Source organism: Acinetobacter sp. MF4642, from assembly GCF_002018925.1.
Lineage (GTDB): Bacteria > Pseudomonadota > Gammaproteobacteria > Pseudomonadales > Moraxellaceae > Acinetobacter > Acinetobacter johnsonii.
Genome location: NZ_MVON01000004.1, coordinates 147,877 through 173,953 on the forward strand (window position 1 = coordinate 147,877; position 26,077 = coordinate 173,953).

A 26,077-nucleotide genomic window follows, 5' to 3' on the forward strand; every position below is an offset into this window, starting at 1 on the left:
GCGTATTCCTCTAAACAAAAAATGAATCGTTCAACGATATATGCATAAAAAAAGCCCCAACAGAGGTTGAGGCTTTATGTTTCAATTAATAGCTTTCAGGGACTGCACTTAAAAACTCACGACGCTCTTCTTTATTGGCCTTAAAGTCACCAATAAAGGAAACGGTACGTGTAGTCGATTCTTGCTTGCCGACGCCGCGCATCATCATACACATATGTGCAGAATCAATCATAACCGCTACGCCACGTGCACCTGTCACTTCTGCAACCGCTTCTGCAATCTGCTGCGTCAGGTTTTCTTGAATCTGTAGACGACGTGCAAACATTTCGGTGATGCGTGCAAATTTAGAGAGTCCAAGGACATTACCCTCAGGTAAATATGCAATATGTACGCGACCATAGAAAGGCAATAAATGGTGTTCACAGAGTGAATAAAATTCGATATTTTTAACCAGTACCATTTCACGGTTGTCCGATGGGAACACCGCATTATTGGTCACTTCTTCTAAGCTTTTGCTATAACCAGACGTTAAATACGAAAAAGCTTTAGCAGCACGCATAGGCGTATCGAGGAGACCTGGACGGGTTAGGTCTTCACCAACGGCAGTTAAGATGTTAGCGTAGGATTGCTGCATAGACATAAGACGTGTTCACTTACACTGATATTGAACAAGGACGGCATTGTAGCAGAAAACTATTCCAATGCCTTATTTTGGACAAAAATCCGATTACTGTTTAAACTTTGGGTTCTTCTCGCTTCGTTTTAGCAACACTAAAACAGCACCTGTACCACCTTGCTTCTCTGGTGCACTTACAAAAGCCAGCACATCGCGGTGTTGACGCAGCCAACCATTCACATAGGTTTTTAAAATGGCTTCCGGACCTTTGCCGTGTACAATTTTAATGACATTTTGATTTTCATCTTTGGCCATTTGAATGACTTGTAAAACTGCGACACGGGCTTCTTCAACGGTGCAACCATGCAAGTCGACTGCTTCAAACCAACGGATGTTCCCCGCTTTTAAATCTTCAAATACTTTGTGTTGCAGCGTAGCAATGCGATAACTGAGCGCTGCTTGGCTCGCTACAGGGTTGAGCATCGCTTGAGTATCGGACAGCTCAGTTGCATCGGTATGCATTGGGCCTTCAGCCGCTGCACGTTTTGCTAAAGTTTGCGCATCGATTTTTTTCTTTGGATTTTTTTCTATTTTGGCAATGTTCGCGGTCTCCATCTTTTGGACACCTTGCATTTGTTTTTGAAACAACGCGAAATCATCTTCTGGCTCGGGTGGAGCAACTTGAGCTTGGGCCTCAGACTGTTTGATGGCAGTCGAATGCGGATTGGTGATTTGCTTTTTAAAGTCTTTCAGTAAATTAAACTGTTCTTTAGAAAGCGATGAATCATGTTTGCTCATAGTGTCAGAAAAATACGCAAAATAAGAAATTAGGCGATAATTATAGTCTGATTTTCCCTATATTTGAACTGAATTGCATTCATAGAGAATGGCAAAAATTGCATGTCAAATGGCGAATAGTATTCTGCGGGGTGCTCAAGAGCACTGCTGTTCTGGAATAACTTAAAATGATTGAACCCGAGCAACCATTCTATCTAGATAGACAAATGATGTACTCGGGTTCAGGTTTGGCGTGCTAAGTCAGTCGTGACTTAACTTGCACGTAAAGTACGGATGATTTTATCTAGTTTTTTATCGATCTGGTTACGATAAAGGTCAGGCAAGACACGTGAAAGTTTGGCAAGAATACGTGCTTGAGTACTTGGAATAATCATAAATTGAGAAGAAAAAATGCCGTTGTAAATTTCCTGACAGGCCTTTTCTAGTGGGAGGCTGCCGCCAAGTTGTTTTAATGCCGCTGTGACTGGTGAACCATTTTTACGTTCGTCAAATACCATCGGTGTCTCAATTTCTGGCGGGCAAACCACGGCAACTTTAATTTTCTGACTACGCAGTTCCATACGTAGCACTTCAGCCAAACCGACCACGCCAAATTTAGATGAGCAGTAACCCGTATAACCATAACAACCGACCAAGCCCGCTGCTGATGCAACTAAAACCAGTTTTGGTGATTTGCCTTGTTGAACCGCTTGCTTGAGATGCGGTAATGCAGCATGGACTACATTACGGCTACCGACCAGGTTGATATTAATTTTTCGTAAATATTCTTCAGACGTCATGTCTTCAAATGATTTTGCAATCGCAATGCCTGCCGAGTTAATGAGCAAATCTGGTGTACCAAATGCAGTCACTGCTTCTGCAAATTTTGCGATGATGCTGCTTTCATTTTGTACATCGACTTCAAAACCACAGACCGCAGGGGAGCGCTTTTGCAACTCAAGCACCGCTTGTTCAATCCCCGTGTGGGCGAAAATACACACTTGGAAGTTGTCTTTGAGTAGGTATTTAGTCAGTTCAAGACCAATACCGCTACTGCCGCCTGTAACCCATGCTGTTTTCATATTTTTTTTCATCACAATATCCTTTTGAATGTTTCGAATGAGCCTTAAACGACTTCGTCTTGAAGTAGAACATGACCAAATTGTTTGCGGAGTTCTGCCTTCACAATTTTACCTGTACCGTTGATTGGCAGTGCATCTACAAAAATCACCACGTCAGGAATCTGCCAGCGGGCAATCTTATTATCAAAGTAAGCCAGCACTTCTTCTTCAGTCAGTGTTGAGTTTTCTTGTTTTACGGCAATCAAAATTGGGCGCTCATCCCATTTCGGATGACGTGTTGCAATAGCAGCTGCCATACGGATTTCAGGGTGACCCACAGCAATATTTTCGAGTTCAACCGAAGAAATCCATTCACCGCCCGATTTGATCAAATCTTTGGCACGGTCACAGATGGTCATATAACCGTCTGCATCTAGGGTTGCGATATCACCCGTGTCGAACCAACCATCGGCTGTGGTGGCACTTTTTTCTTGATTGAAATAATGATCGACAATCCAAGGGCCACGAATTTGTAAATTCCCTTGAGTATGACCATCATTAGCTAAGACTTGATTGGTGCTTTCATCAACAATACGTAATTCAACACCAAAAGGTGGATGACCTTGGGTTAAGCGTAACTTTTCAAAGTCTTCAGCACTAAACGTGGCATGTTTTGCTTTCGGTTGGTTCGCTGTTCCCAGTGGGCTGGTTTCAGACATTCCCCATGCATGAATGGTGTCGCAAGCATAGTTGTTTTTGAAATCACGAATAATCGATGGTGGGCATGCAGCGCCACCCACGACATTACGGTTCATACTCTCTAAAGTTGTCCCGCGTTTTTTCGCAGCCGCAAGTAAGCCTTGCCAGATGGTAGGCACACCTAAAGCCACAGTAACTTTATAGTTGTCAATCAGGTCAACAAGGCTGTCACCATCTAGATTTGGTCCCGGTAAAACCACGCTACTACCGACCATAGCTGCGGCATATGGCACACCCCATGCATTGACATGGAACATTGGAACAACAGGCATGACCACATCATTTGCCGACAGGTTCAATGAGTCTGGCAAGCTTATCGCCATGGTGTGTAAGAGGGTGGAACGGTGGCTATATAGTACGCCTTTCGGATTGCCTGTTGTGCCTGAGGTATAACATAAAGAACTTGGGGTTTCTTCGCCGAATTGCGGCCAGTTAAATTCAGCAGATTGGTTTTGAATTAAATCATCATAGAAAATAACATCTGGAAGTGCTGCAATGACTTTTTCATCACACGCACCGTAACAGATAAATTTTTCAACGGTTGGTACTTTGCCTTGGATTGCGACAATTAACGGTAGAAAAGTTGAATCAAAGAAAATCGCTTTATCTTGTGCATCGTTAATAATGAACACCAGTTGTTCTGGGAATAAGCGAGGGTTGATGGTGTGGCAAACATAACCACTCCCTGAAATAGCATACCAAGACTCTAAATGACGGTGGTTGTTCCACGTGATCGTTGCAAGACGATCACCTTGGTTAAGATTAAATGATGTGAAAGCATTGGCTAAACGTTTGCTATTCTGTTGGACCTGTAACCAATTGGTGGTGGTCATTTGTCCAGTTACTTCACGTGAAAAAATAGAAGTATCTGCGTGGTACTTTGCCGCATGTTCGATTAAATTACTAATCAATAAAGATTGGTGCATCATTTTGCCAAACATTTCATTCATCCTTGGTGACTATTTTTCTAATAAAAAAGGCTATTAGCCGAAGCCAAAAGCCTTTTGGAATTTATTTGTCGCTAAATACAACATCCGAACCTGGTTTAATATAACGCGGCATTTTTTGCCCTGTATGTTCAGCCACGACGTGAAGAGTGCGCTCGATCCAACCTGCATCCATAATAAACATCAGTGAATCATCATCATTTAAGTTGACGTTCGCACCATTAATGACCATAAAGCCTTCAGCACCTTCTGGTGTTGCTAAAGTATGGATCGAACCTGCTGGTTCAAATAAATAGCTGCCAGCCGTTTGAACATCTTCAGGATATTCGACATAATGCCATGAACCTGCTGTTGTATAGAAATGTACAACACCGGTATGGAAGTGACGTGGAAGTATAGTACCTGGTTCAAAACGGGCATGAATAACCCAGACGCCATTATCAGGGTCTAAAAAGCAAGGCGTGACATGCACACCCGGTAGTGCATTTTTGATTTCGCCATCTTTGATGTTAATCGTTAATAATCGATCCTGATGTTTAACTGATTGTGCGATGCTCATGACAAACTCCTTATATATCTTTGATTTAGAATATGATATGAGATATCAATACCTAAGATTTCCTTGAGCTTGAGCATAGCAATGTTTCAAAGATCACAAACCACTCGAAAGAATGGAATTCACATTGTTTGATAAATATGCGAATGAATAGTTTGAGGTTGGGGTATCTGAAAGCATGATTTTGATGCAATTTCACATTGCCTAACTGTAGTTCCCCGACTAATTTATAAGTGTTTTAGACTGGAAAATGGCATAACATGATTGGTTGAGGATGATGTTTTGCCAAATGCAAAATTCAGGGAAATGAACATTGCAGATGAAGTTGAATAAAAAACGATTGGATGAATATACATGCAAGTGTTGAAGACTAAACTCAGTCGTCCGAGCGTGCAAAATGGCAGGGCAATGCAACGTCCCCAACTGTTAAGTCAGATGGTGGATTATTGTCAGTCTTCTTTGGTTTTTATTCACGCCGCGGCGGGTTATGGAAAAACCACGCTGATGCATCAACTCTCAGAGTCTCTATTAGCAAAGGGAAAGAAAGTCTGCTGGTTGACCTTGGATGATGATGACAATGACCCGATTCGCCTCTATCAATATGTGCGTTTGGCACTTTTGGATTTAGAGCCACCGCAGTCCATCTCTTATGGGCAGATCCATAAACAACACATCATCGAACTGACTGAAAAGGTGGCGGAAGCAGGTGCTGACACTGTTCTATTTATCGATGAGTTTGAAACATTAACGAACCCAGAATGTTTAAATATTTTTTGGTGGTTGTACCAGTCTTTACCTGAAAATTGTCATTTGGTGATTGCTTCAAGGGTCAAACCCAACTGGAGTTTCGCGAAAGAATATCTATTAGGTCGTTTAAAGTGGGTCACAGAGTCTCAGCTGAGTATCAAACAGCAAGAAAGCAGTGAGCTCATTCAGTTTTTACAACAACAAAACTTTGACCAGCTTGCTTTAAGCACTGAGCTTGCAGAACAACTGATTGATAAAACTGAAGGCTGGTTTACAGGTATTCAGTTCACCAATTTATATTTGAAAGAACACCAAGATATTCATGGCTTTATTCAAAACTTAAGTGGTGCGCATCATCAGATTGTAAATTACCTCAGTGAGCAGGTTTTTTTACAACAAGACCCTGAAATTCAGCAATTCTTATTGCAAATTAGTGTATTGAGAAAAATTAATCCAGCTTTGGTCATCGCCTTAACAGGTAATCCTGCTGCACAGCAAATTCTCGATGTCATCAGTCAAAAAGGTTTGTTCATTCAAGCGATAGATGAACAACGTACATGGTATCGCGTGCATCATTTATTTCGAGACTTTTTACAATCGAAGTTTAAGCTTTTACAACCTGATGCATATCAGCACATGCATCGTAAAGCGGCAGAATGGTTCAAACAACAGCGTTATCTGATGGAAGCGATTTATCACGCCCAACAAGCAGAAGATCAGCAATTGATTTTGGCATTGCTTAACTCGGTATGTCGTGAACTGATTTTAGAAGGTCGACACTATACTTTCTTGGAGTTGGTCAAGCAGATACCGGATTCTGTTTTGGTACAAAACTCAAATTTGCTTTATGACATTATTTGGACTTTGGTGCTGACTCATCAAGTGACCTTGGCCAATCATTACCTACAGCTCTGGCATAGCGTGGATCAACATGAAACCTTATTACAACATGAGGACCAATTAGGTTTAGCTCCTCTTATTGCAGTTTTAGAAGACAAGTTGGATGTGGCTTATACCTTAGCGCAACAAAACTTAGCACAACTGGCAAGTACGGCTTATTTTGCGCGTGCTCCACTCATAGGAATTGTGGGGTTGTATCACATTTGTTTGGGGCAAATGAGCGAAGCACGAAAGTTGCTGCTACAAACGCGTATTATCTATTTGCAAGGGCATAACCTATATGGTGTGGCAATGGTCGATTGTATTGATGCCCTATGTGATTATTTATTAGGAGATTTGACTCTCGCAGCAGAAAAGTTTGCACAAGTTGGACAGAGCGAGGAATATCGTAAATTAGGCTTAGATGATGACAATAAAGCGGCCATTATGAATATTCTAAGCAGCTTTAAAGCAGACTTGTATTATGAAATGAACCAAATGGCGCAAGTTGAAGCTGCATTAATGGATTTCAATGGCGGCGATCATTTGGCTATGCCTGATATGGTGGTGGTGGGCTATATCTTACAAATGCGTTTAGCTACGTTGCATCAAGATCAAGCCGCGATACAAGTGTGTTTGCATCAAGCCCATACCCGCAAGTAGTCAATGGTCGTTACCTCGACTCGCACAAACCATACAAGCCTATGCGCAACAAGCAAGCCCTCTTTCTGGATTAGCTGATACTGAACAGGCAGCATTTCAGCCGTATTTAAATTTCACCCATTTGCTGCGTGGCGATGATTTAATGGTGCTGCGTCAGCAAATTTTCATGGGGCAAGCCGAGCAAGCCAAAGAATATTTAAGCCAACAGTTAGCATTTTTTAGGATTTATCCGATACGTTTTGCGCGTGTTCAAATTTTGTTTGCACTGGCCCTGTATCAGCTGAAACAACATGAACAGGCTTTTGAGGCGCTACAACAAGCGCTTGAAACCCTCATGCCGACTCAGGCAGTGCGGGTGATTCTAGATGAAAACCCTTTAATTTGGGATATGTTAAGTGGCTTAAGTCAGTATTTAAGTCGGCAGAAGCAAAAGCATACAGTTGTATTATTAGAATATATTCAGCAACTTCAAAAGCTCAATCAAGCTGAAAGCAGTGTTGAAGCTTTGATCGGTAGTTCTGGCCTTGAGGCTTTATCGAAACGTGAAATCCAAATTTTAGAAAAACTAAGCCGTGGCTGTACTGATGCTGAAATATCCGAGTCGATTTTTTGTCCATCAATACAGTGAAATGGCATCTGCGTAAAATCTATAACAAGTTGCAGGTCCGCTCTCGAATGGAAGCGGTGAATGAGGCCAAGAAGCAGGGCTTAATTGAGTGATTTAAGATTGAATTTTTTTTTATATGTTACTGTTTAACGAGATCTTCAACAGCTTTTTGAAAGTGCAAATCATAAAATATTCAGGGTAAGAGCATGCCTTACCCTGAATATGCGATTAAAGTGATTTAGGTGTTCCAAACAGCTCAGTAAAGGCGTGGTCTGGACGCGGCTGCTTCATAAAACTTTCACCGACCAAGAAAGCATGAATGTCATGCTCTTGCATCATTGCAACATCCGCTGGGGTCGCAATGCCGCTTTCCGTCACCAGTAGACGAGATGGTTCAAGCAGTTTTTTCAAACGAATCGAAGTGTTTAAGTCCACATCAAAGGTTTTTAAGTTGCGGTTATTGACACCCAATACGCAACGCTCAGATAGACGTAAAGCACGTTCAAGTTCTGCTTCATCATGTACTTCAACCAAGACATCTAAATTCTGTTCAAAAGCTGTTTTAGACATTTCTTCGAGTTGTTGATCGGACAAGCATGCCACAATCAAAAGAATACAGTCGGCATGTAAAGCACGTGCTTCAATCACCCCGTAAGGGTCAATCAGAAAGTCTTTGCGTAATGCAGGCAGAGCACAGTGAGAACGTGCAATTTGAATATTTTCATCGGCACCTTGGAAAAAATCGACATCGGTTAAAACCGATAAACATGCTGCACCTGCGGCTTCATATTGCTGCGCGATTTCAGCAGGATCAAAGTTTTCACGAATAATGCCTTTAGATGGTGATGCTTTCTTAATTTCAGCAATTACACCCGGTTGTTTGCTCAGTAAAGACTTTGCAAAACCACGTACAGGAGTTGCCTCAAGTGCCCATTCTTCAACATCTTTATAGCTACGTTGTTTGAGGCGTGCAGCAAACTCTTCCTGCTTGCGATCCACAATTTTGCCTAAAATCGTATTTGCGATATCTACCATGACAAAATCCTGTCTATCAAGCGTCGTATTGTTTAAGGGTTTTGCTGAATTCAGCAAGGATGCTCATCTTTTCTAAGGCTTGTCCGCCGTAGATGATGTCATGTGCTAAAGCCACGCCTTGTTTATAACTGGTACAAAGTCCAGAGACATACAGACCGGCACCTGCATTTAAAGCAATCATATTGGCTGCTTTTTCGCCTTTATCGGATTTGTTTTTACCTAAGGCATCTTTGATTAAGCTTAAACTTTCAGCAGAATCTTGAATGATTAAACCTGTTAAAGTTTGCGATTCGATCCCAACATCTTCAGGTTGAATCTCCCATTCGGTGACTTCACCATTTTTGAGTTCAGCCACATAGGTGCTTGATGCAAGGCTAATTTCATCTAAACCATCTTTAGAATGAACGACCATGACATGTTCAGCCCCCAGTTGTTTCATCACTTCTGCAATTGGTCGACATAATTCAGTCGAAAACACCCCAATCACTAGACGTTTTACTCCAGCCGGATTCGTAAGCGGGCCAAGTAAATTAAAAATACTGCGAATGCCTAATTCACGACGTGGGCCAACCGCATACTTCATCGCTTTGTGATGATTCGGGGCAAACAAGAAACCGACACCCATTTCGCGAATACAGCGTTCAGTTTGTTGCATGTTTAAGTCAAGTTGGATGCCTGCTTGTTCTAACAGGTCCGAGGAACCCGATTTGGTTGAAACACCACGGTTACCATGTTTAGCAATAGTTGCACCTGCCGCAGCAATCACAAAAGCAGACGCAGTCGAGACGTTGAATAAGTTCTGACCGTCACCACCTGTACCGACGATATCGACTAAATAAGGCACATCACTGACATCAATTTTGATGGCAAACTCGCGCATGACACGAGCTGCTGCGGTAATTTCATCAATACTTTCACCTTTTAAGCGAAGACCCATCATCAGTGCACCAATTTGGGCATCAGTTGCTTCACCATTCATGATGGTACGCATGACGTCTTCCATTTGCGGCTGCGTCAACTCAATATTTTTAGTGATGTTATTTAAAGCTTGTTGCATATTCATTTTTCACTGCACTCATTTATGCGTAAATTTCTAAAAAGTTCTTAAAGATTTGATGGCCATGCTGACTCAAGATTGATTCAGGGTGAAATTGCACGCCTTCAACGGCAAGCGTCTTATGCTTTACACCCATGATTTCTTCAATTGAGCCATCTGCTTCATTGGTCCAGCAAGTCACTTCTAAGCATTCAGGCAAGCTTTCTTGATCAATCACCAGTGAGTGATAACGCGTTGCTGAAAACGGAGAAGGGAGGTCGCTAAAAATGCCTTTATTCGAATGGTGCATGTCAGACAAACGCCCATGCATCACTTTTTTGGCACGAATGATTTCGCCGCCAAAAGCCTGACCAATGGCCTGATGTCCTAAGCACACCCCTAATAATGGAATTTTTCCAGCAAAATGCTGAATGGCTGGAATAGAAATTCCTGCTTCCGAAGGTGAGCATGGACCAGGGCCAATTACAAGATACTTAGGTTGCCATCGCTCAATATCTTCCAATGTCACGGCATCATTACGTACTACTTTTACTTCTTGATTTAACTCGCCAAAATACTGGACGATGTTGTATGTAAAAGAGTCATAGTTGTCGATCATTAAAAGCATGAGCTTAACCTATTGAAATTTATGCAGATAAATGTGCTTGAAGAGTCCTATGGTATTCGTGCGTTTACATTATAAAGCTATAAGTAAATTATTTTTCTCATTCAATGACTTGAATGGAGGCACAAAACCGAAATTATCATAGCAAAAAATACACAGCTAGGGCGTGACATTTTTTTTCGGGCCTAAAAATTACAATGGGTTTTGTTACTAACTGATATAGAGTTTATGAATATCTTAGATTCAAACTCTAACGAGAAACCTCGTGGACTATGTGTAAATGTCATGAAGCATGCATATTCAAGGAATATAAAAGGATATCTTCTGATGTTGTGAGCTAAAAACTCCCCTAATGTCACCAAAACAGAGCATATTTTTTTGCTTGCTCACATCTGAGATATCGGGTTTATATTTGGTTTGAAAGGAGAGGTTTTTACTTTTTTTAAAATCAAATAAAAACAGTCAATTATGCTGATTATATTTGGTTTTATTAATGTTTCCCACCGTGATATGAGGTGTGGAGGTCAAATCAAGGCGAAAAAAACAGCTTAAACAGCGCTCTAATTTATAAAAAACGGGTGGAAATTGCACAGTGAAATTTAAAAATGCACCATTATGATCCACACTCAAAATCTTTTAGATTAAATGTGAAGAAGCATGCTTGAATATGGTGCATTTACTTTTTAGCTCAGTATAATAGAGCCAAAGCAAACAGCTTAAAACTGTTATTCTGATAATGAATTCAATATTTTAGCTAAGCTTTTTAAAGTTGGTACGGTAATTGCTTTAGAACAACCAACTACTAACACGCACTAAAGAGTGCAACAAAAATTCATCGGAGCAAAATGAGCATGGCGAACAAGGTCCTACAACTCATCCAAGAAAGTGGCGCAAAATGGGTCGATTTCCGTTTTACGGATACTAAGGGTAAAGAACAACACGTAACTTACCCAGCAGATACTATCGACGAAGATACTTTTGAAGACGGTAAAATGTTTGATGGTTCTTCTATCGCTGGTTGGAAAGGCATTGAAGCATCTGACATGATCTTACGTCCAGATGCTGCAACTGGTTTTATCGACCCGTTCTTCGCTGAGCCGACAGTAGTTGTTACTTGTGACGTTATTGAGCCATCAACAGGTCAAGGTTATGACCGTGACCCGCGTTCGATTGCTCGCCGTGCTGAAGAATACCTAAAATCGACAGGTATTGGTGATACTGCATTCTTTGGTCCAGAACCAGAATTCTTCGTATTTGACGAAGTAAAATGGGAAATTGATATGTCTGGCGCGCGCCATACATTGATTGCTGAAGAAGCTGCTTGGTCAACAAACAAAGACTACGAAGGCGGAAACTCTGGTCACCGTCCACGTGTTAAAGGCGGTTACTTCCCAGTTCCTCCAGTTGACTCTTCACATGACATGCGTGCTGATATGTGTGCGCGTATTGAAGACATCATGGGCCCAGGTCGTGTAGAAGTACATCACCACGAAGTTGCATCTTGCCAATTAGAAATTGGTGTAAGCTTCAACACAATGGTTCGTAAAGCTGACGAAGTACAACAGTTCAAATATGCGGTTTGGAACGTTGCGCACCAATATGCAAAAACTGCGACTTTCATGCCTAAGCCAATGGTTGGTGATAACGGTTCTGGTATGCACGTTCATATGTCAATCTCTAAAGATGGCAAGAACTTGTTTGCTGGTGATGAATACGCTGGTTTGTCAGAAATGGCGCTTTACTTCATTGGTGGTGTAATCAAACACGCTCGTGCATTGAACGCAATTACGAACCCATCTACAAACTCGTACAAGCGTTTAGTTCCGCACTTCGAAGCACCGATTATGTTGGCTTACTCAGCACGTAACCGTTCTGCTTCTATCCGTATTCCTTACGTTTCTAGCCCGAAAGGCAAACGTATCGAAGCTCGTTTCCCAGATCCAATGATGAACCCGTACTTAGGTTTCGCTGCATTGTTAATGGCGGGTCTTGACGGTATCCAAAACAAGATTCACCCAGGTGAAGCAGCTGATAAAAACTTATACGACCTTCCTCCTGAAGAAGAAGCGAAAATCCCTACAGTTGCGCACAGCCTAGATATGGCTCTTGAAGCGCTTCAAGCGGATCACGAGTTCCTTCTTAAAGGTGGTGTATTCACTAAAGAAATGCTTGATGCATATATCGAACTTAAAACTGAAGAAGTGCGTCGTTTGAACACGACAACTCACCCAGTTGAATTTGATATGTACTACAGCTTGTAATTCTGAACTGAATTTCGCTGCAAAAAACCCGCGCTAGCCGCGGGTTTTTTTGTATCATCTGTTTAACTTGAAAAAAATTGATGAGAGCAATGGCACAGCGTAAGAAGCACACCAGTTTTTATCCTTGGATTGACCCTAAAGATCACGACAAAGGTTTTAAGCTAAATTTTTCGATGGTGATTTATATCGAAGTTGGTCGCACCCCTGAAGGCTACAAGCAGGCAGAATTTGTTGCATTGAAAAGCCCTGAGTTAGCACTGGATTATGATTATCCTCAAAGTTTTTACTTGAGTGCTGAAGGTTTTATTTTGGTAAAAACTCCGCAGGGTAAATTTGAAACCATTGCAAAAACAGATAATTGCTAAAGATTGATCTTAGAATTGAATCAATGACATTCTGCATAACTCAAAAAGCGTTTAAGCGCACAGTAAATCAATGGTACAGGTAGGCTTATGCAGCAGATTCCAGCTGAACTGAAAACATGGTTATATGCTTCAGGTTCACTTACTCAGCAACTGAAGGATTTGGCTGATGGAACATTTAGGGTTCAACCAACCAAAGAGTATTTTCAGCGTCTTCAGTTTATCGATGCAAAATGGATGGGCATGCCGTTTCAGCATACGTCATGGGTACGAGAAAGTTTTTTATATGGCAGTGATGTAGAGCCTTGGGTCAAAGCTAAAAGCATTTTCCCGATCTTAAGTTTGCAAGGCCGCGCACGGCTTTTTAAACATATTGGTAAAAAACCGATTGGTTGGTTCTTGTTTCAGCGCACCAATCCAGCATGTGAACGTCGTGTGATTTGGCTAGAAGATGGCTGGACTAGACAGAGCTGTTATACTTGGCACGGTTGCAAGTTTATTGTTCAAGAAACTTTTTTAGCGAGTTTTGAGCAATTTTTGCAAAAGCAGAATTCAGCATCTGAAGGACAGTCATGACAACTGCGCATCAAATTACTTGGCGTGAACGTTTAGAAGCCTATTATTATTTATGTCGTTTTGATAAGCCTGTTGGCACAGAATTGGTGTTCTGGCCTACCATGTGGGCACTATGGATTGCAGCAGAGGGCATACCGCCAATTGGTATTCTGATTCCGATGGTACTTGGCACGATATTTATGCGTGCGGCTGGGTGTGCAATTAATGATTTTGCTGATCGGAAGGTCGATGCGCATGTAGAGCGCACTAAAACGAGGCCTTTAGCAACAGGGATTATCACGGCCAAAGAAGCCATTTATGTGTTTCTAGCTTTAGTCTTTGCTAGTGCTTGTATGTTGTTATTTCTACCGATTGAAACATTCTATTGTGCTTTAGGTGGGCTTTTTCTCGCATTTATATATCCTTTCATGAAGCGCTATACCCATTTGCCTCAGGTTGTTTTAGGCATGGCTTTTTCGTGGGGAATTCCGATGTCATTTACGGCCATGGGTAAACCATTAGATTTAACCTGTTGGTTGCTGTATTTTGGCAATCTGGCTTGGACTGTAGCGTACGATACTCAATATGCGATTACTGACCGTGAGTATGATTTAAAAATTGGGGTGAAGTCGACAGCCATTTTGTTTGGTCGTTTTGATATTCAAATCATTGCACTTTTACAGGCGATGAGTGTCGTTTTGATCGGTGCGGCGCTTTACCTTGAAAATTTATTGATGCCATTGGGTTTAATCGCATTGCTGGTAGTCGTGGCTGATTTTATTTATCAATGGTCAAAAACCAAAGATAGAGATCCACAGTATTGTTTTTGGGCATTCCGTCACAATCGTTGGGTGGGATTCATTATTTTTACTGGAATCTTTTTAGAATTAATTATTTAAAGTGATTGTTTGGTTGAAAAGCGTCCTATACAGGGCGCTTTTATTATGTCTTAATAAAACGGCATGTAGTTTCATGCTTAAAAAAACAATGAATAAAAGTATATTTTATGAAACGCTCGAAAATAGCATTAGCCCTTACAGTTGCCGTTTCAATGCTGTCTTTAACTGCTTGTAATGACGATGATGATTCGCCCGCTTCAAATCAAAAACAGACCTATGTTTCTGAAAGTGCCTATTCAGAAGACACATTAACCACTGCAGCTTCTATTAAGGTAATGATGTATAACATGGAAAATGTTCAAGGTCAGACCGCTAAAGCAACGGCGCTGGTGATGTTCCCTAAAGTAGCACCACCTACAGATGGTTATCGTGTAGTGGTTTGGGAGCATAGCACGGTCGGAGGTGGAGATGATTGTGCACCAAGTAAAAATGTGATTCATCCACGCTTTAAAATTTTAGCGAATACATTATTGGCTGCAGGCTATGTCATTGTTGCTCCAGATTATGAAGGTCTAGGTACATCAGGTGTACATCCTTATTTGAATTTGTCGAGCCAAGCTAAATTCTGCCATTGCAGCCGTAAAGGCCGCAAAAGAGCATTATGGTACCCAGTTAAATGGAGCATGGATGTCGATTGGTCAATCACAAGGTTGGGCATGCATCATTGGGTACAGCCGAGTTTGCTAATACAGATGCAACCTATAAAGGTGCTGTGGCGGGTGCACCAGCTTCGAGTTTGGGTAAAATTATTCTTGAAGTTGCGCCTGCTGCATTGGCTGACATCGAAGCACGTGAAACGGCTGCTAATGTCCCTCTAGCATATCGGACATCGGTGGATACTTATGCAACTTTATTGGCTTATGCAGCGTTAACAGGGGTGGGTATTAAAGCTTATGAGCCACGATTTAATTATCAAGATATTTTCCAATCACGTGCCAAATCTTTGGCTGAGTTTGCAGAAGGTTCAACAGGGGATAATGGCCTGTGTTTAGACAATGATAGTGACCCAAGTTTAAGCTTAATTAATAAATTTAAAGACGATATTATTCAGTTTATGACAGCAAATCTTGATAAAAAAGTCATGGATTATCCTGGTTTAGATACTAGTGTGTTTGCAACCAATGAAACCGTAAAAAACTTCTTAATCAGTAGTCAGCCTGGGACTAAACGAATTGATAAACCAGTCTATGTAATACAAGGCACAGCAGATACAAATGTACCCTATCCAATTACCCAAGCTTTGGTTGCAAACTTGAAAACATTGGGTTCACCAAATGTGACACTTGATCCAGTTATAGGTGCATCTCATACCCAAGCCATAGTTTGTCGGAATGCGGAGGCTGTAGACTTTATTCAGACCCATATGGCTGCGGGTACGGGTATTGTGTTAACTGATGCGCAAAAGGATGCGAGCCAGAACGTCAACTGTACAGGCATAGCACCCTAACTGGCATTAAATTAAATATTTATACTGAAGACAGAGCCTCATGATTGAGGCTCTTTTTTTGTTATAGTATTGGCCCATCAAAATCTAGATATTGGGAATAGGCTGGCTATGACGAAATCAACTAAAAAACTAACGCCGAAAGTGATGTTTTTGGCGAGTCTTGGTATTGTGATTCCATTGCTTATTTTAGGGATTGCTTTTTTAGCGGTAAAAAGCGATGCAAAAAACCAAGCGGAATATCAGCGTATTAAGGAAGAACAACAGCAGCGTATTCAAGAAAAATTGGCTGCCGAAAAGCAATTCACACAGCAGGAAGCGAGCAGCGCGATCTCAAAATAATTCAAGCACGCATTGCAGGCGTGATACCAATGTGTTTGTGCAGTTGGCGAATGCTTGGAATTTCTGTAAAACGCAGAACGATGTAACCTGCTTCATTGAGCATGGCATCACGTTCTGCATCTTCTTGTTCTTTGCCGATATGGGAAGGATCATCGAGTTCAATAATCACCACGACCGCTAATTGTTCATCTAATAAAACGAAGTCAGTGACTTTACGGTTAAATTTGGCCCGTATTTTATAGTGATCACTGGTAATCAGCGAACTAAATGAAACTTGGGCTAGAACATGATGGCGTGGAAAGGCTTCTTTTAAGCGAATAAACATTTTACGTTCAAATGGTGTAATGACGTGTTTGGCATAAAACTTTTGTTTACGGCGAAATAGGTCAGGGTAGACCATCATCACTAACGTAATAGTGGCGAGGCAGCCGATGATAAAAAAGATGATTTGACTTAGATCGAACACAATATTTTCTAGCGCAAAGAAAAAACCCACTCGCATGGAGTGGGTTTTTAGAATTTTGGCTCTCCAACCTGGGCTCGAACCAGGGACCTGCGGATTAACAGTCCGTCGCTCTACCGACTGAGCTATTGGAGAATCTGCACGCATTCTATGTGGCAAAGCTCAAAGGGTCAAGTCTTTGGCCTGATATTTTTATATAATTTGCTTTAAATGATTTAAAAATAAACGGTTTAGCTTTTATTGGTGCGATTTGATTCGGCCACACACTTTTCATGAAGATGTTTTGGGGGAGTCGAGATGAGAAGGGCCTGTATGGAGAGCTGCTTTAGAGTGATTTTGGTTTTACTTATAGGTGAATATCATCTACATGGATAGAAAAAAAGCCCAAGTCATAATGCTTGGGCTTTTTAAAATTTGGCTCTCCAACCTGGGCTCGAACCAGGGACCTGCGGATTAACAGTCCGTCGCTCTACCGACTGAGCTATTGGAGAATCTGAAATGCAGTATAGAGAAATTTACATATCGGTCAAGTTACAATGCTAAAAAAAGTCGAATTTTAGATTAAATGTTTTTTTTATAAACAATTTGATATGTCATAACTGTATACCAGAATGGTATAGGTTTGTGGATCAGAATAATGAGCGATAAAAAAGCCCAAGTCACGATGCTTGGGCTTTTTAGAATCTTGGCTCTTCCACCTGGGCTCGAACCAGGGACCTGCGGATTAACAGTCCGTCGCTCTACCGACTGAGCTATGGAAGAATAGTGGCTCTCCAACCTGGGCTCGAACCAGGGACCTGCGGATTAACAGTCCGTCGCTCTACCGACTGAGCTATTGGAGAATCTGATGCGCATTTTAGGGAGGAAAGGAAAATGGGTCAAGCAAAAAATATTGAGAAATGAATTGTTTGCTTTATAAATATGCGTTTAGGCAGCAAAAACAAAAAAACCGCTCAAAAAGAGCGGTTTTTTAAACAAGACGAATCTTATTTTTCAACGCCAGCAGCTTGACCTGCAAATTTCGCGTTTGCATAATCCCAGTTTACAAGGCTTTCAAGGAAAGTTTTGATGTAAACAGGACGCGCATTACGGAAGTCGATGTAGTAAGCATGTTCCCAAACGTCAATGGTTAACACTGCAACTTTACCGTGTGCAAGTGGAGTGTCTGCATTTGAAGTTTTAAGAATAGAAAGGTTGCCATTTACTTCGTCAGCAACTAACCAAGCCCAACCTGAACCGAATTGAGTTGTTGCAGCAGCAGCAAATTCTTCAGCGAATTTTTCGTAAGAACCGAACACTTCATCAATTTTAGCAGCTAAAGCACCTGTTGCTTTACCACCACCGTTTTTAGCCATACAGTTCCAGTAGAATGTGTGGTTCCAAACTTGTGCTGCGTTATTGAAGATACCTGCTTTAGCTGCATCACCAGCAGAAGCTGTGATGATTTCTTCTAAAGTTTTGCCTTCAAGGTCAGTACCCTTGATTAGGTTGTTTAGGTTAACAACATAAGTATTATGGTGTTTGTCGTGGTGGAATTCTAAAGTTTCTTTGCTGATGTGCGGAGCAAGATCTTCGTAGCCATATGGAAGTGCAGGTAAAGTAATGGTTGTCATGTTTCATTCCTTGCAGATTTGCTGGGTTTTACTTTAAGTGCATTTATTGTAAATGATTCTATAGACAATAGGGCAGTCTTTTAATACACAAAATATGCAAAAAACTTCGCAAGGAGACATATACGATACACAAGATATCGTTAGAGCCTTTCGTACAGAATATATTCATTTTAAAAGACTCTAAGCTCTAGATGGATTGAGGTGGTTGATTAATTTTTAGCTTGTAACGCAGTATGGTAACGTCGATTTACTTCATCCCAATCGACCACATTATAAAAGGCATTAATATATTCAGGACGGCGGTTTTGGTATTTTAGATAATACGCATGTTCCCATACATCTAAACCGAGAATAGGGGTATGACCGTGCATCAGTGGGGAATCCTGATTTGCACTGCTTTCAACAATCAGCTGGTGCTCAGGTGTCACGCTCAGCCATGCCCAACCACTGCCAAAACGGCTAATCGCTGCTTTGGTAAAAGCCTCTTTAAAAGTATCAAAACCCCCGAGTTGCTCATCAATAGCCTTTGCCACAGCTCCAGTTGGTTGCCCACCACCTTGTGGACTCATGACAGTCCAAAACAGTGAGTGATTGGCATGACCACCTGCATTATTGATCACCATATTTTTAAGATCAGTAGGGACTTCATTGACTTTGGCAACCAAATCTTCCACAGACAGTTTCTCCCATTCTGTGCCTGCAATCGCGCCATTAATGTTATTGATGTAGGTTTGATGGTGTTTACTGTGGTGAATTTCCATGGTTTTCGCATCAATATTGGGTTCGAGTGCATCATAGGCATAAGGAAGAGCGGGTAAAGAATAAGCCATGTGTTTGATTCCTTTAATCATCAAAATTGTTTTATTGGGATTTTTTAAAGCAGTTTCATTATCTACTTAAAAGTTAATGAGAATCAATATGTTTATTATTTGCAATTTTAAGGTAGAAGATAGCAAGTTTTATTGTTCATATTGGGTTGGAAGTTCAGTATGTATAACAAGAATGAGATGCAAAGCGCTTTTGAACTGATGCTATGTTTTGTTTTAAAAAGATGAAAGGCTAGGAATAATATTTTAGAAATTAATCATTTGCTGAAATGGAAGTGATGTCGGATGCCATGCAATGTAAGCGCATTGAAAGGACTGGGATGAAAGAAGCCTCATCCCAGTGATTGCTTAGATCGGGTTATTTAACTCGAAATAAACATATTCAATATCAAATTGTTTTGAAATGGCTTGACCTAATCGCTGCACGCCATAGCGTTCAGTCGCATGATGTCCGCAAGCAAAATAATGTACGCCTAATTCTTTAGCTTCATAGAAGGTACGTTCACTGACTTCGCCTGAAATATAGGCATCACAGCCTTGTTCAGCGGCTTTTACAATAAAATCTTGTGCACCACCGGTACAAAAACCAACTTTTTCAATCATGGTCTTGTCCGCAGGAAGATGGGTAACATCAAACTTTAATTTCTCAGACACAAACTTTTTAAACTCTTCTACAGGCATAGGCTGGTTTAAATAACCAATATTGCCAATAGGATGACGCTCAGATGGGTCAAGCGCCTCAATACGTTCCAGTTTGAGCAAATCTGCAATCGCTGCATTATTTCCAAGACTCGCATGGCTGTCGAGGGGGAGGTGATATGCCAACAAAGAAATATCATGTTGAATCAGACTCTTGATCCGTTTACCGCGCATACCTGTGATGGGAGAGGTTTCACCTTTCCAAAAATAACCATGATGCACCAGTAAAAGATCCGCATTTTCTCGGATCGCGGCATCTATGGCATCTTGCGATGCAGTCACAGCAGCTAAAATTTTACGCACTTCGGTCTTTCCTTCAATTTGAAGGCCATTCGGTGCATAGTCCTTAAACTCAGGTGATTTAAGGGTTTGAGCACACCACTGAATAATGTCTTGTAATTTTGCCATATCGACTTAAAAACTCTTTTAAATTGATTACATCGGAACCTATTGTTTATTGTAACTAAAGCATGACAAAACTCTTGCTTATTTTTGTGCTTCGGCTTAAATTTCGCTTTACAATAGGCATAAATTACTTAGTCATCAATGAATTAAAACATTTTAGAGGGTGAAATCGTGCGCAGGACCTTTTCCTGGTTACCTTGGGTATTACTCATTTTAGTCATTGCTGGATTTTTTGCTTGGCAGCAGTATCAAAAGCCAAAAGCGCCTGTGGCGTCGGATGGTATTAAGATGCCTGCTGAAAAGGTTGAGCCTTTAATTAACACCACGCGTACCGGTGGGGTGGTTTCTTATAGTGCCGCCGTGAAAGTGGCTGCGCCAGCAGTAGTGAATATTTTTACCACGCAAAAAGTCAAACAACTTGACCATCCATTACTCAATGATCCTGCGTTCCGTGAATTTTTTGGCAATCAAATTCCAGATCAGTTTAGCCAAAACAAAAATGAAAACAGCTTGGGTTCGGGTGTGATTGTTCGTCCTGATGGTTATATTTTGACAAACAACCATGTGATTGCTCAAGCCGATCAAATTGTTGTGGCCTTACAAGATGGTCGTCGAGCAGTGGCAAAAGTGATTGGTACCGACCCCGATACCGATTTGGCTGTGATTAAAATTGAGCTAGAGAAACTGCCTGTTTTACCTTTTAAGCTAAGCGGCAACGAAGTGGGTGATGTAGTCTTGGCCATTGGTAACCCATTTGGTGTGGGACAAACGGTTACGCAAGGTATTGTCTCCGCTACAGGACGCTCTGACTTAGGTATTAACACCTATGAGGACTTCATTCAAACCGATGCTGCAATTAATCCTGGTAATTCTGGTGGTGCTTTGATTGATGTCGCGGGGAATTTGATTGGGGTTAATACTGCGATTTTCTCTCAGTCAGGTGGGTCTTTAGGTATTGGTTTCGCCATTCCTGCAAGAATTTGCCAACAAGTACTGAACTCTATTCTTAAAGACGGTCGTGTGGTACGTGGTTGGCTAGGTATTAGTTTATTGCCTGTTGAACAAGTCAATATCTTAGAGCCTAAAGGGCCAGGTGTGGTTGTCGCGGATGTGTTAAAAGCGGGACCTGCTGCAAAAGCTGGTTTAAAGAAAGGCGACAAGATTGTGAAAGTGAATGATGAAGTGATTACTTCAACCTCACATTTGATTAATTTTGTGGCTCTACAACCGCCAAATAGCACCATTCAGATTTCACTTGAGCGCGATGGCAAACCTTTAGATGTTGCTGTGGTTGTTGGGGAAAGAAAAGAGCAAAATCAGGACTCTCAATTTATCCCATTACCTGAATAAGACTAAAAAACGTAAATAAAAAATGCCTCTTTATAGAGGCATTTTTTATGAGTAGATGATTTACAGTGTGAATATTAAATGCAGAGCATGATCAATAAAAACCCTGTGCATTTTAAATGCCTAAGATTGGTAAATGATGATCTCAGTTTTAGTCGAAAATCAAAGCTCACTTATTTTTAGATATTGCCCAATGGCATCAAGCATTCATAACACGATGAACTTATTTGTGTGGAGGTATAGGTCGAAGCTAAAAGAAGGTGTATGACTGAGGATGCCTTGTGTAGTCTCTTTGTGTGATTCTTATTTAACATAGATGATAGGTTTTACTTATTTGGAAATGTTGAGCCTAACTTTTAGGAAAACCATTGCTGTTATCGTTTTGAATGGTGTTTTTGTTTAAGCGAGGTGCTGATGACTCGGTTGAATCTACAGGAGGATTTATAGGGCACAAAAAAACAGCAACCGAAGTCGCTGTTTTTATATATCTGGAAATTACGCTTCTTGCTGGATACCCGCAACGAGCCAGTCTTGGGTAGAACCCGCAGGTTTTACAAAGTGCCAAACTTCAGCAAAAGGTTGCGGTAAGCTGTTGAGGTCTTCACTTACTGTACCAGTAAAACGTACGCTAACCACGTATTGGCCATTTTCTGTCGCAGAGTCCGCAACCATCGCATTAAGGTTTGAAAACTCAGCTACATCTTGATCTTGGTTTGCCATAATGTCTTGATACATAGACTGGTAAAGATCAGGTGTTAAATAACGCTGAATTTCAGAAATGTTACTTGCCGTGTTCATCGACTGAATATGATTGAAACGTTGACGAGCAATACGTAAGAAAGCCGCAGGTTCTGTACCGTCTGGCAGCTGACTACCACTATTGGTATAGGCAGTGCCAAAAGGTGCGTTGTTTTGTGGTGTAGCAGCTGAACCACCTACAGACTGGCCAAAAATGTTGCTGTTGTCATTTGATGTACGTGGTGCAGCTTGTTGGCCAAACGGTGCTTGAGTTGAACCATTGTTTGGCGCGTATGGATTAGGTGCTACTTTTTTTTTTGCGCCCATTTTACGGAAAATGAAGAAGGCAACAGCAGCGGCAAGAAGAATCCAAATCCAGCTCGGAATACCACCTTTTTCTTCCTGTGCTTGCGCTTGAGAAGCAGAGTTATCATCTGCCAATGCATTTGCAGCTACAGCACCAATTGCAGCACCCGCTACACCAGCCGCAACCATACCACCGACGCCTGGACCAGATTTAGCTGGAGCTGTAGCGGGCGCGGTAGGTTGTTGAGCTGGAGTTGCTTGACGAGGTTGTTGATAAGACTGAGTTGGTGCAGCTTGACGGCTCATGCCGTGGCTTTTACCACCACCTGCACGTTTAGCTTCTGCGGCTAAGGGTGCAACTAAAAGAGCCGCTGTTAAAAAACCAGCAATCAAACCACGCTGTCGAACTTCCATCAAATTTTCCTACTCTATAAAAAATAAATTTTAACTCTACCTTTATGCAGTCTTTCATCCTAAATTTCAATAAAAAACGTGTTTATTTTATGAGAAATCCAATTGAATGGAATTTAGCTTAGTTGAGTTCGTCACTTAAGCTCATGGCTTCAGTGAGTGCCTCATGTAAGCGCGCCACGGCGATGACCTTCACCCCAGCAATGTCTTTTTGCGGTGCGTTGCCTCGCGGTAGAATAATGTATTTAAAACCATGTTTAATGGCTTCTTTTAAGCGTTCCTGTCCATTAGGGACTGGGCGAATTTCTCCAGAGAGTCCTACCTCGCCAAAAACAGCCAATTGTTGTGGTAGTGCTTTACCTCGCAGGCTAGAGGCACAGGCCAATAGGACGGCCAAGTCAGAGCCTGTTTCCGTGATTTTTAAACCACCGACAACGTTGACATAGACATCTTGTCCAGATGTTTGCACGCCACCATGGCGATGCATTACCGCCAAGAGCATATTTAAACGGTTTTGTTCTAAACCTAAGGAGACTCGGCGCGGTTGACCATGTGCATCATCAACCAAAGCTTGAACCTCAACCAACAGAGGACGTGTGCCTTCACGGCTGATCATCACGATTGAGCCTGCAATGGCTTCATCATAACGGCTTAAGAAAATGGCTGAAGGATTCGCTACTTCTCTTAAGCCTTTATCGGTCATGCCAAAAACCCCGAGTTCATTGACTGCACCAAAACGGTTTTTAACAGCTCGAATCATCCGATAACGTGAGTCGGACTGACCTTCAAAGTACAGAACACAGTCCACCATATGTTCAAGCACACGCGGGCCAGCCAGTGCACCTTCTTTGGTGACGTGTCCGACAATGAACAAGGCTGTACCACTATTCTTAGCAAAACGTGTCAGTAAAGCTGCGGACTCACGAATTTGAGAAACACCGCCCGGCGCTGACTGGAGTGTTTCGGTATATAGGGTTTGAATGGAATCTAAAATTGCCACGGCTGGACGCTCATGGGCAAGCATTTCACATATCCGCTCGACACAGGTTTCTGCCATGACTTTGAGTTTATCCGTAGGCAGATCAAGACGATTTGCACGTAAGGCCACTTGAGAAAGTGATTCTTCACCTGTGACATACAATGCCGCACTGTTGGCTGCGGCCATATGCGTTGCCGTTTGCAATAAAATAGTCGATTTCCCGATACCCGGATCACCACCAATCAGTACCACAGAGCCCGTGACGAGACCACCGCCAAGCACACGATCAAACTCACCAATTCCTGTAGCCAATCGAGTCTCATGTGAAACTGAAATTTGATTTAAGGTGGTAATAGCAGCAGCTTGACCTGCATAGCCGCCACCCATTTTGGGCTGCGCACGATGTGTGACTGCTGGTGCAATATTGACTTCAACTAGACTATTCCATTCTCCACATTCAGAACATTGGCCCGCCCATTTTGAATGGTCAGCGCCACATTGTTCACAGCGGTAAACACTTTTTGCTTTTGCCATGCTTTATTTGATGCACTATTTGGAGTATTCGATGGTTCAACAGCATACAGAGGATTGGATTTGAAATGAATGCACTGAATCAAAAAGCCACCCGAAGGTGGCTTAACGATTGAAGATTTTAAAAATTTGCTTTGAAAATAACCTTAGTACAACTCACCTGATTTACGTTTTTCGACAAAATCACGTGACTCTTTCACAATCACCGTCGACAGCAATAACAAGGCAATTAAGTTTGGAACCGCCATTAAACCATTAAAGGTATCGGCAAATAGCCAGACTAAATCAAGAGATGCCACGCAACCAATAAAGACTGATGCGATGTAAATGAGACGGTACAACAGAACATACTTTTCACCGAGTAAATATGTACAGCATTTTTCGCCGTAATAGCACCAACCTAAAATGGTGGAGTAAGCGAAGAACACAATACCAAAAGTCACGATCCAGCCTCCGACACCCGGCAGTAATTGGTTAAAAGTATGAGTGGTTAATACCGCGCCTGTTTCGCCACCAAAACTATTGCCCGCCATAATAAAGCCCATAACCAAAACGATCCCTGTAATACTACAAACGATAATGGTATCGATAAACGTACCTGTCATTGAGACTAAGCCTTGACGTGCAGGGTGGTCGGTTTTTGCAGCAGCGGCAGCAATGGGTGCTGAACCCATCCCAGCTTCATTTGAGAAGACGCCACGAGCGACACCGTAACGAATGACAGCACCAATTGCGCCACCTGCTACCGCTTCACCCGTAAAGGCATCACGGAAGATCAGTTCAAGTGCAGGCATGACGAGTTCAAGATGGTTGAAGATAATAATGAGGCCACCGAGGACATAGCCAATCGCCATAATCGGCACGATGAAAGAAGCAGCTTTAGAAATCGATTTAATCCCGCCTAAAATAACCAAAGCGGAGAATACCGTAATGACGATACCTGTGATCCATGTTGCAACTCCCGTACTGTTTTCAACAGCGAGGGCAACTGTGTTGGATTGCACTGAACTGCCAATCCCAAAAGATGCCAAGGTGCCAAATAGTGCAAAAATCAGTGCCAACCACTTCCATTTTAGGCCGCGTTCAATGTAGTACATTGGACCGCCAGACATTTCACCTTTTTCATTTTTGATTCGGTATTTAACTGCCAGTACGCCTTCACCATATTTGGTTGCCATACCGAACAGTGCTGTCATCCACATCCAAAACACCGCACCTGGGCCACCAAGGACACAAGCGGTTGCAACACCGGCGATATTACCCGTACCAATGGTGGCAGAGAGTGCTGTCATGAGTGATGCAAAGTGCGAGATATCTCCGGCATGAGAATGTGCTTGGTCATGTTTGCCAAAGACTTGTTTAAAGGCCAGAGGCAACATGCGAATTTGCCAGAAGAACAAGCGTAATGTGAGGAATATCCCTGTTCCGACAATGAGGACCAACATATAGGGTCCCCAGACCCAACCACTGATGGTTTCCATAAAAGTTTGTAAACTTTGTGTATTCATTTTTCTTTTAGTCCTCTATGTTTTAAAACTTGAAATTTCTAGAAAAATTTTGAGTTTTATTAAGCAATTGATATGCCAC

General features: G+C 41.8%; 24 protein-coding genes, 4 tRNA genes and 1 pseudogene. 10 read left to right on the forward strand and 19 right to left on the reverse strand.

The genetic code is table 11. The annotated features are described in order from the left end of the window. Positions 1 to 85: 85 nt before the first annotated feature. The 5 genes from folE to MF4642_RS03870 all read right to left on the reverse strand — a co-directional run bounded on the left by folE (position 86) and on the right by MF4642_RS03870 (position 4,719). Positions 86 to 634, reverse strand: coding sequence for a GTP cyclohydrolase I FolE (gene folE, locus MF4642_RS03850; RefSeq protein ID WP_171262494.1), 549 nt, complete (start codon positions 632 to 634; stop codon positions 86 to 88). A 93-nt stretch (positions 635 to 727) separates the two neighbouring features. Next, positions 728 to 1,414, reverse strand: a complete 687-nt coding sequence (locus MF4642_RS03855) for a Smr/MutS family protein (RefSeq protein WP_004982632.1) — start codon at positions 1,412 to 1,414, stop codon at positions 728 to 730. Positions 1,415 to 1,665: 251 nt separating this feature from the next. Next, positions 1,666 to 2,487 carry an SDR family NAD(P)-dependent oxidoreductase gene (locus MF4642_RS03860; RefSeq protein ID WP_227518510.1) on the reverse strand — a complete coding sequence of 274 codons (822 nt, stop codon included), beginning with the start codon at positions 2,485 to 2,487 and terminating at the stop codon, positions 1,666 to 1,668. 32 nt (positions 2,488 to 2,519) lie between these two features. After that, complete coding sequence (locus MF4642_RS03865; RefSeq protein WP_078425360.1) at positions 2,520 to 4,154, reverse strand: long-chain fatty acid--CoA ligase; 1,635 nt, start codon at positions 4,152 to 4,154, stop codon at positions 2,520 to 2,522. Positions 4,155 to 4,224: 70 nt separating this feature from the next. Beyond that, the gene (locus MF4642_RS03870; RefSeq protein ID WP_004695688.1) at positions 4,225 to 4,719 is read right to left on the reverse strand and encodes a 2,4'-dihydroxyacetophenone dioxygenase family protein; all 495 of its coding nucleotides are present in this window, start codon (positions 4,717 to 4,719) and stop codon (positions 4,225 to 4,227) included. A 351-nt stretch (positions 4,720 to 5,070) separates the two neighbouring features. Between MF4642_RS03870 and MF4642_RS03875 the strand changes: the two genes are divergently transcribed. The 3 genes from MF4642_RS03875 (at position 5,071) to MF4642_RS17115 (ending at position 7,725) form a co-directional block, all read left to right on the forward strand. Continuing rightward, positions 5,071 to 7,005, forward strand: coding sequence for an AAA family ATPase (locus MF4642_RS03875; protein ID WP_227518511.1), 1,935 nt, complete (start codon positions 5,071 to 5,073; stop codon positions 7,003 to 7,005). Positions 7,006 to 7,147: 142 nt separating this feature from the next. Beyond that, positions 7,148 to 7,633 (forward strand): LuxR family transcriptional regulator, encoded by a 486-nt coding sequence (locus tag MF4642_RS03880; protein WP_227518512.1) that lies wholly within the window; start codon positions 7,148 to 7,150, stop codon positions 7,631 to 7,633. Further along, entirely contained in the window at positions 7,630 to 7,725 is a 96-nt protein-coding gene (locus tag MF4642_RS17115) for a helix-turn-helix transcriptional regulator (RefSeq protein WP_264754336.1), read from the forward strand. The genes MF4642_RS03880 and MF4642_RS17115 overlap by 4 nt, the downstream gene beginning before the upstream one ends. A gap of 115 nt (positions 7,726 to 7,840) precedes the next feature. Here MF4642_RS17115 and trpC read toward each other — a convergent pair whose 3' ends face one another. Genes trpC through MF4642_RS03895 form a run of 3 tightly spaced genes read right to left on the reverse strand, consistent with a single transcriptional unit; the run spans position 7,841 to position 10,311 of the window. After that, positions 7,841 to 8,647: an indole-3-glycerol phosphate synthase TrpC gene (trpC, locus tag MF4642_RS03885; protein WP_062034010.1), complete on the reverse strand. Its 807-nt coding sequence runs from the start codon at positions 8,645 to 8,647 to the stop codon at positions 7,841 to 7,843. Positions 8,648 to 8,663: 16 nt separating this feature from the next. After that, a complete protein-coding gene (trpD, locus tag MF4642_RS03890; protein WP_005400478.1) occupies positions 8,664 to 9,710 on the reverse strand; it encodes an anthranilate phosphoribosyltransferase in 1,047 nt (348 codons plus the stop codon). Positions 9,711 to 9,726: 16 nt separating this feature from the next. After that, a complete protein-coding gene (locus tag MF4642_RS03895) occupies positions 9,727 to 10,311 on the reverse strand; it encodes an anthranilate synthase component II (protein WP_004695699.1) in 585 nt (194 codons plus the stop codon). An 842-nt stretch (positions 10,312 to 11,153) separates the two neighbouring features. On the opposite strand from MF4642_RS03895, the gene glnA reads away from it, so the two are divergent. The 6 genes and pseudogenes from glnA (at position 11,154) to MF4642_RS03925 (ending at position 16,171) form a co-directional block, all read left to right on the forward strand. Then, positions 11,154 to 12,569 carry a type I glutamate--ammonia ligase gene (gene glnA, locus MF4642_RS03900; RefSeq protein WP_005400480.1) on the forward strand — a complete coding sequence of 472 codons (1,416 nt, stop codon included), beginning with the start codon at positions 11,154 to 11,156 and terminating at the stop codon, positions 12,567 to 12,569. Between the two features lie 89 nt (positions 12,570 to 12,658). Continuing rightward, positions 12,659 to 12,934: a hypothetical protein gene (locus tag MF4642_RS03905; RefSeq protein WP_078388621.1), complete on the forward strand. Its 276-nt coding sequence runs from the start codon at positions 12,659 to 12,661 to the stop codon at positions 12,932 to 12,934. 87 nt (positions 12,935 to 13,021) lie between these two features. Next, positions 13,022 to 13,507, forward strand: coding sequence for a chorismate--pyruvate lyase family protein (locus MF4642_RS03910; protein ID WP_078425361.1), 486 nt, complete (start codon positions 13,022 to 13,024; stop codon positions 13,505 to 13,507). Next, positions 13,504 to 14,385, forward strand: a complete 882-nt coding sequence (ubiA, locus tag MF4642_RS03915; RefSeq protein WP_078425362.1) for a 4-hydroxybenzoate octaprenyltransferase — start codon at positions 13,504 to 13,506, stop codon at positions 14,383 to 14,385. The genes MF4642_RS03910 and ubiA overlap by 4 nt, the downstream gene beginning before the upstream one ends. 107 nt (positions 14,386 to 14,492) lie before the next feature. Further along, a pseudogene (locus MF4642_RS03920) lies at positions 14,493 to 15,832 on the forward strand (lipase family protein). 108 nt (positions 15,833 to 15,940) lie between these two features. Next, the gene (locus MF4642_RS03925; RefSeq protein ID WP_078425363.1) at positions 15,941 to 16,171 is read left to right on the forward strand and encodes a hypothetical protein; all 231 of its coding nucleotides are present in this window, start codon (positions 15,941 to 15,943) and stop codon (positions 16,169 to 16,171) included. A gap of 1 nt (position 16,172) precedes the next feature. On the opposite strand, the gene MF4642_RS03930 is transcribed toward MF4642_RS03925, so the two are convergent. From MF4642_RS03930 to MF4642_RS03965, 8 genes are all read right to left on the reverse strand, one after another. Continuing rightward, positions 16,173 to 16,637: a DUF2726 domain-containing protein gene (locus tag MF4642_RS03930; protein ID WP_161489505.1), complete on the reverse strand. Its 465-nt coding sequence runs from the start codon at positions 16,635 to 16,637 to the stop codon at positions 16,173 to 16,175. 56 nt (positions 16,638 to 16,693) lie between these two features. Next, positions 16,694 to 16,769: transfer RNA gene (locus MF4642_RS03935), tRNA-Asn, on the reverse strand. A gap of 280 nt (positions 16,770 to 17,049) precedes the next feature. After that, positions 17,050 to 17,125, reverse strand: a tRNA-Asn gene (locus MF4642_RS03940). A 195-nt stretch (positions 17,126 to 17,320) separates the two neighbouring features. Beyond that, positions 17,321 to 17,396, reverse strand: a tRNA-Asn gene (locus MF4642_RS03945). Between the two features lie 4 nt (positions 17,397 to 17,400). Continuing rightward, positions 17,401 to 17,476: transfer RNA gene (locus tag MF4642_RS03950), tRNA-Asn, on the reverse strand. A gap of 144 nt (positions 17,477 to 17,620) precedes the next feature. Continuing rightward, positions 17,621 to 18,247 (reverse strand): superoxide dismutase, encoded by a 627-nt coding sequence (locus MF4642_RS03955; protein WP_078425365.1) that lies wholly within the window; start codon positions 18,245 to 18,247, stop codon positions 17,621 to 17,623. Positions 18,248 to 18,456: 209 nt separating this feature from the next. Beyond that, positions 18,457 to 19,077, reverse strand: a complete 621-nt coding sequence (locus MF4642_RS03960; RefSeq protein WP_078425366.1) for a superoxide dismutase — start codon at positions 19,075 to 19,077, stop codon at positions 18,457 to 18,459. Between the two features lie 345 nt (positions 19,078 to 19,422). Further along, positions 19,423 to 20,181: a Nif3-like dinuclear metal center hexameric protein gene (locus MF4642_RS03965; protein ID WP_078425367.1), complete on the reverse strand. Its 759-nt coding sequence runs from the start codon at positions 20,179 to 20,181 to the stop codon at positions 19,423 to 19,425. A 168-nt stretch (positions 20,182 to 20,349) separates the two neighbouring features. Here MF4642_RS03965 and MF4642_RS03970 point away from each other — a divergent pair, with 168 nt between their 5' ends. Continuing rightward, complete coding sequence (locus MF4642_RS03970) at positions 20,350 to 21,528, forward strand: S1C family serine protease (protein ID WP_078425368.1); 1,179 nt, start codon at positions 20,350 to 20,352, stop codon at positions 21,526 to 21,528. Positions 21,529 to 22,020: 492 nt separating this feature from the next. Here MF4642_RS03970 and MF4642_RS03975 read toward each other — a convergent pair whose 3' ends face one another. The 3 genes from MF4642_RS03975 to MF4642_RS03985 form a co-directional block, all read right to left on the reverse strand. Continuing rightward, positions 22,021 to 22,983 carry a Tim44 domain-containing protein gene (locus tag MF4642_RS03975; protein WP_078425369.1) on the reverse strand — a complete coding sequence of 321 codons (963 nt, stop codon included), beginning with the start codon at positions 22,981 to 22,983 and terminating at the stop codon, positions 22,021 to 22,023. A gap of 118 nt (positions 22,984 to 23,101) precedes the next feature. Further along, the gene (gene radA, locus MF4642_RS03980; protein ID WP_078425370.1) at positions 23,102 to 24,493 is read right to left on the reverse strand and encodes a DNA repair protein RadA; all 1,392 of its coding nucleotides are present in this window, start codon (positions 24,491 to 24,493) and stop codon (positions 23,102 to 23,104) included. Positions 24,494 to 24,636: 143 nt separating this feature from the next. After that, a complete protein-coding gene (locus MF4642_RS03985) occupies positions 24,637 to 25,998 on the reverse strand; it encodes an alanine/glycine:cation symporter family protein (RefSeq protein WP_004695773.1) in 1,362 nt (453 codons plus the stop codon). Positions 25,999 to 26,077 lie beyond the last annotated feature (79 nt).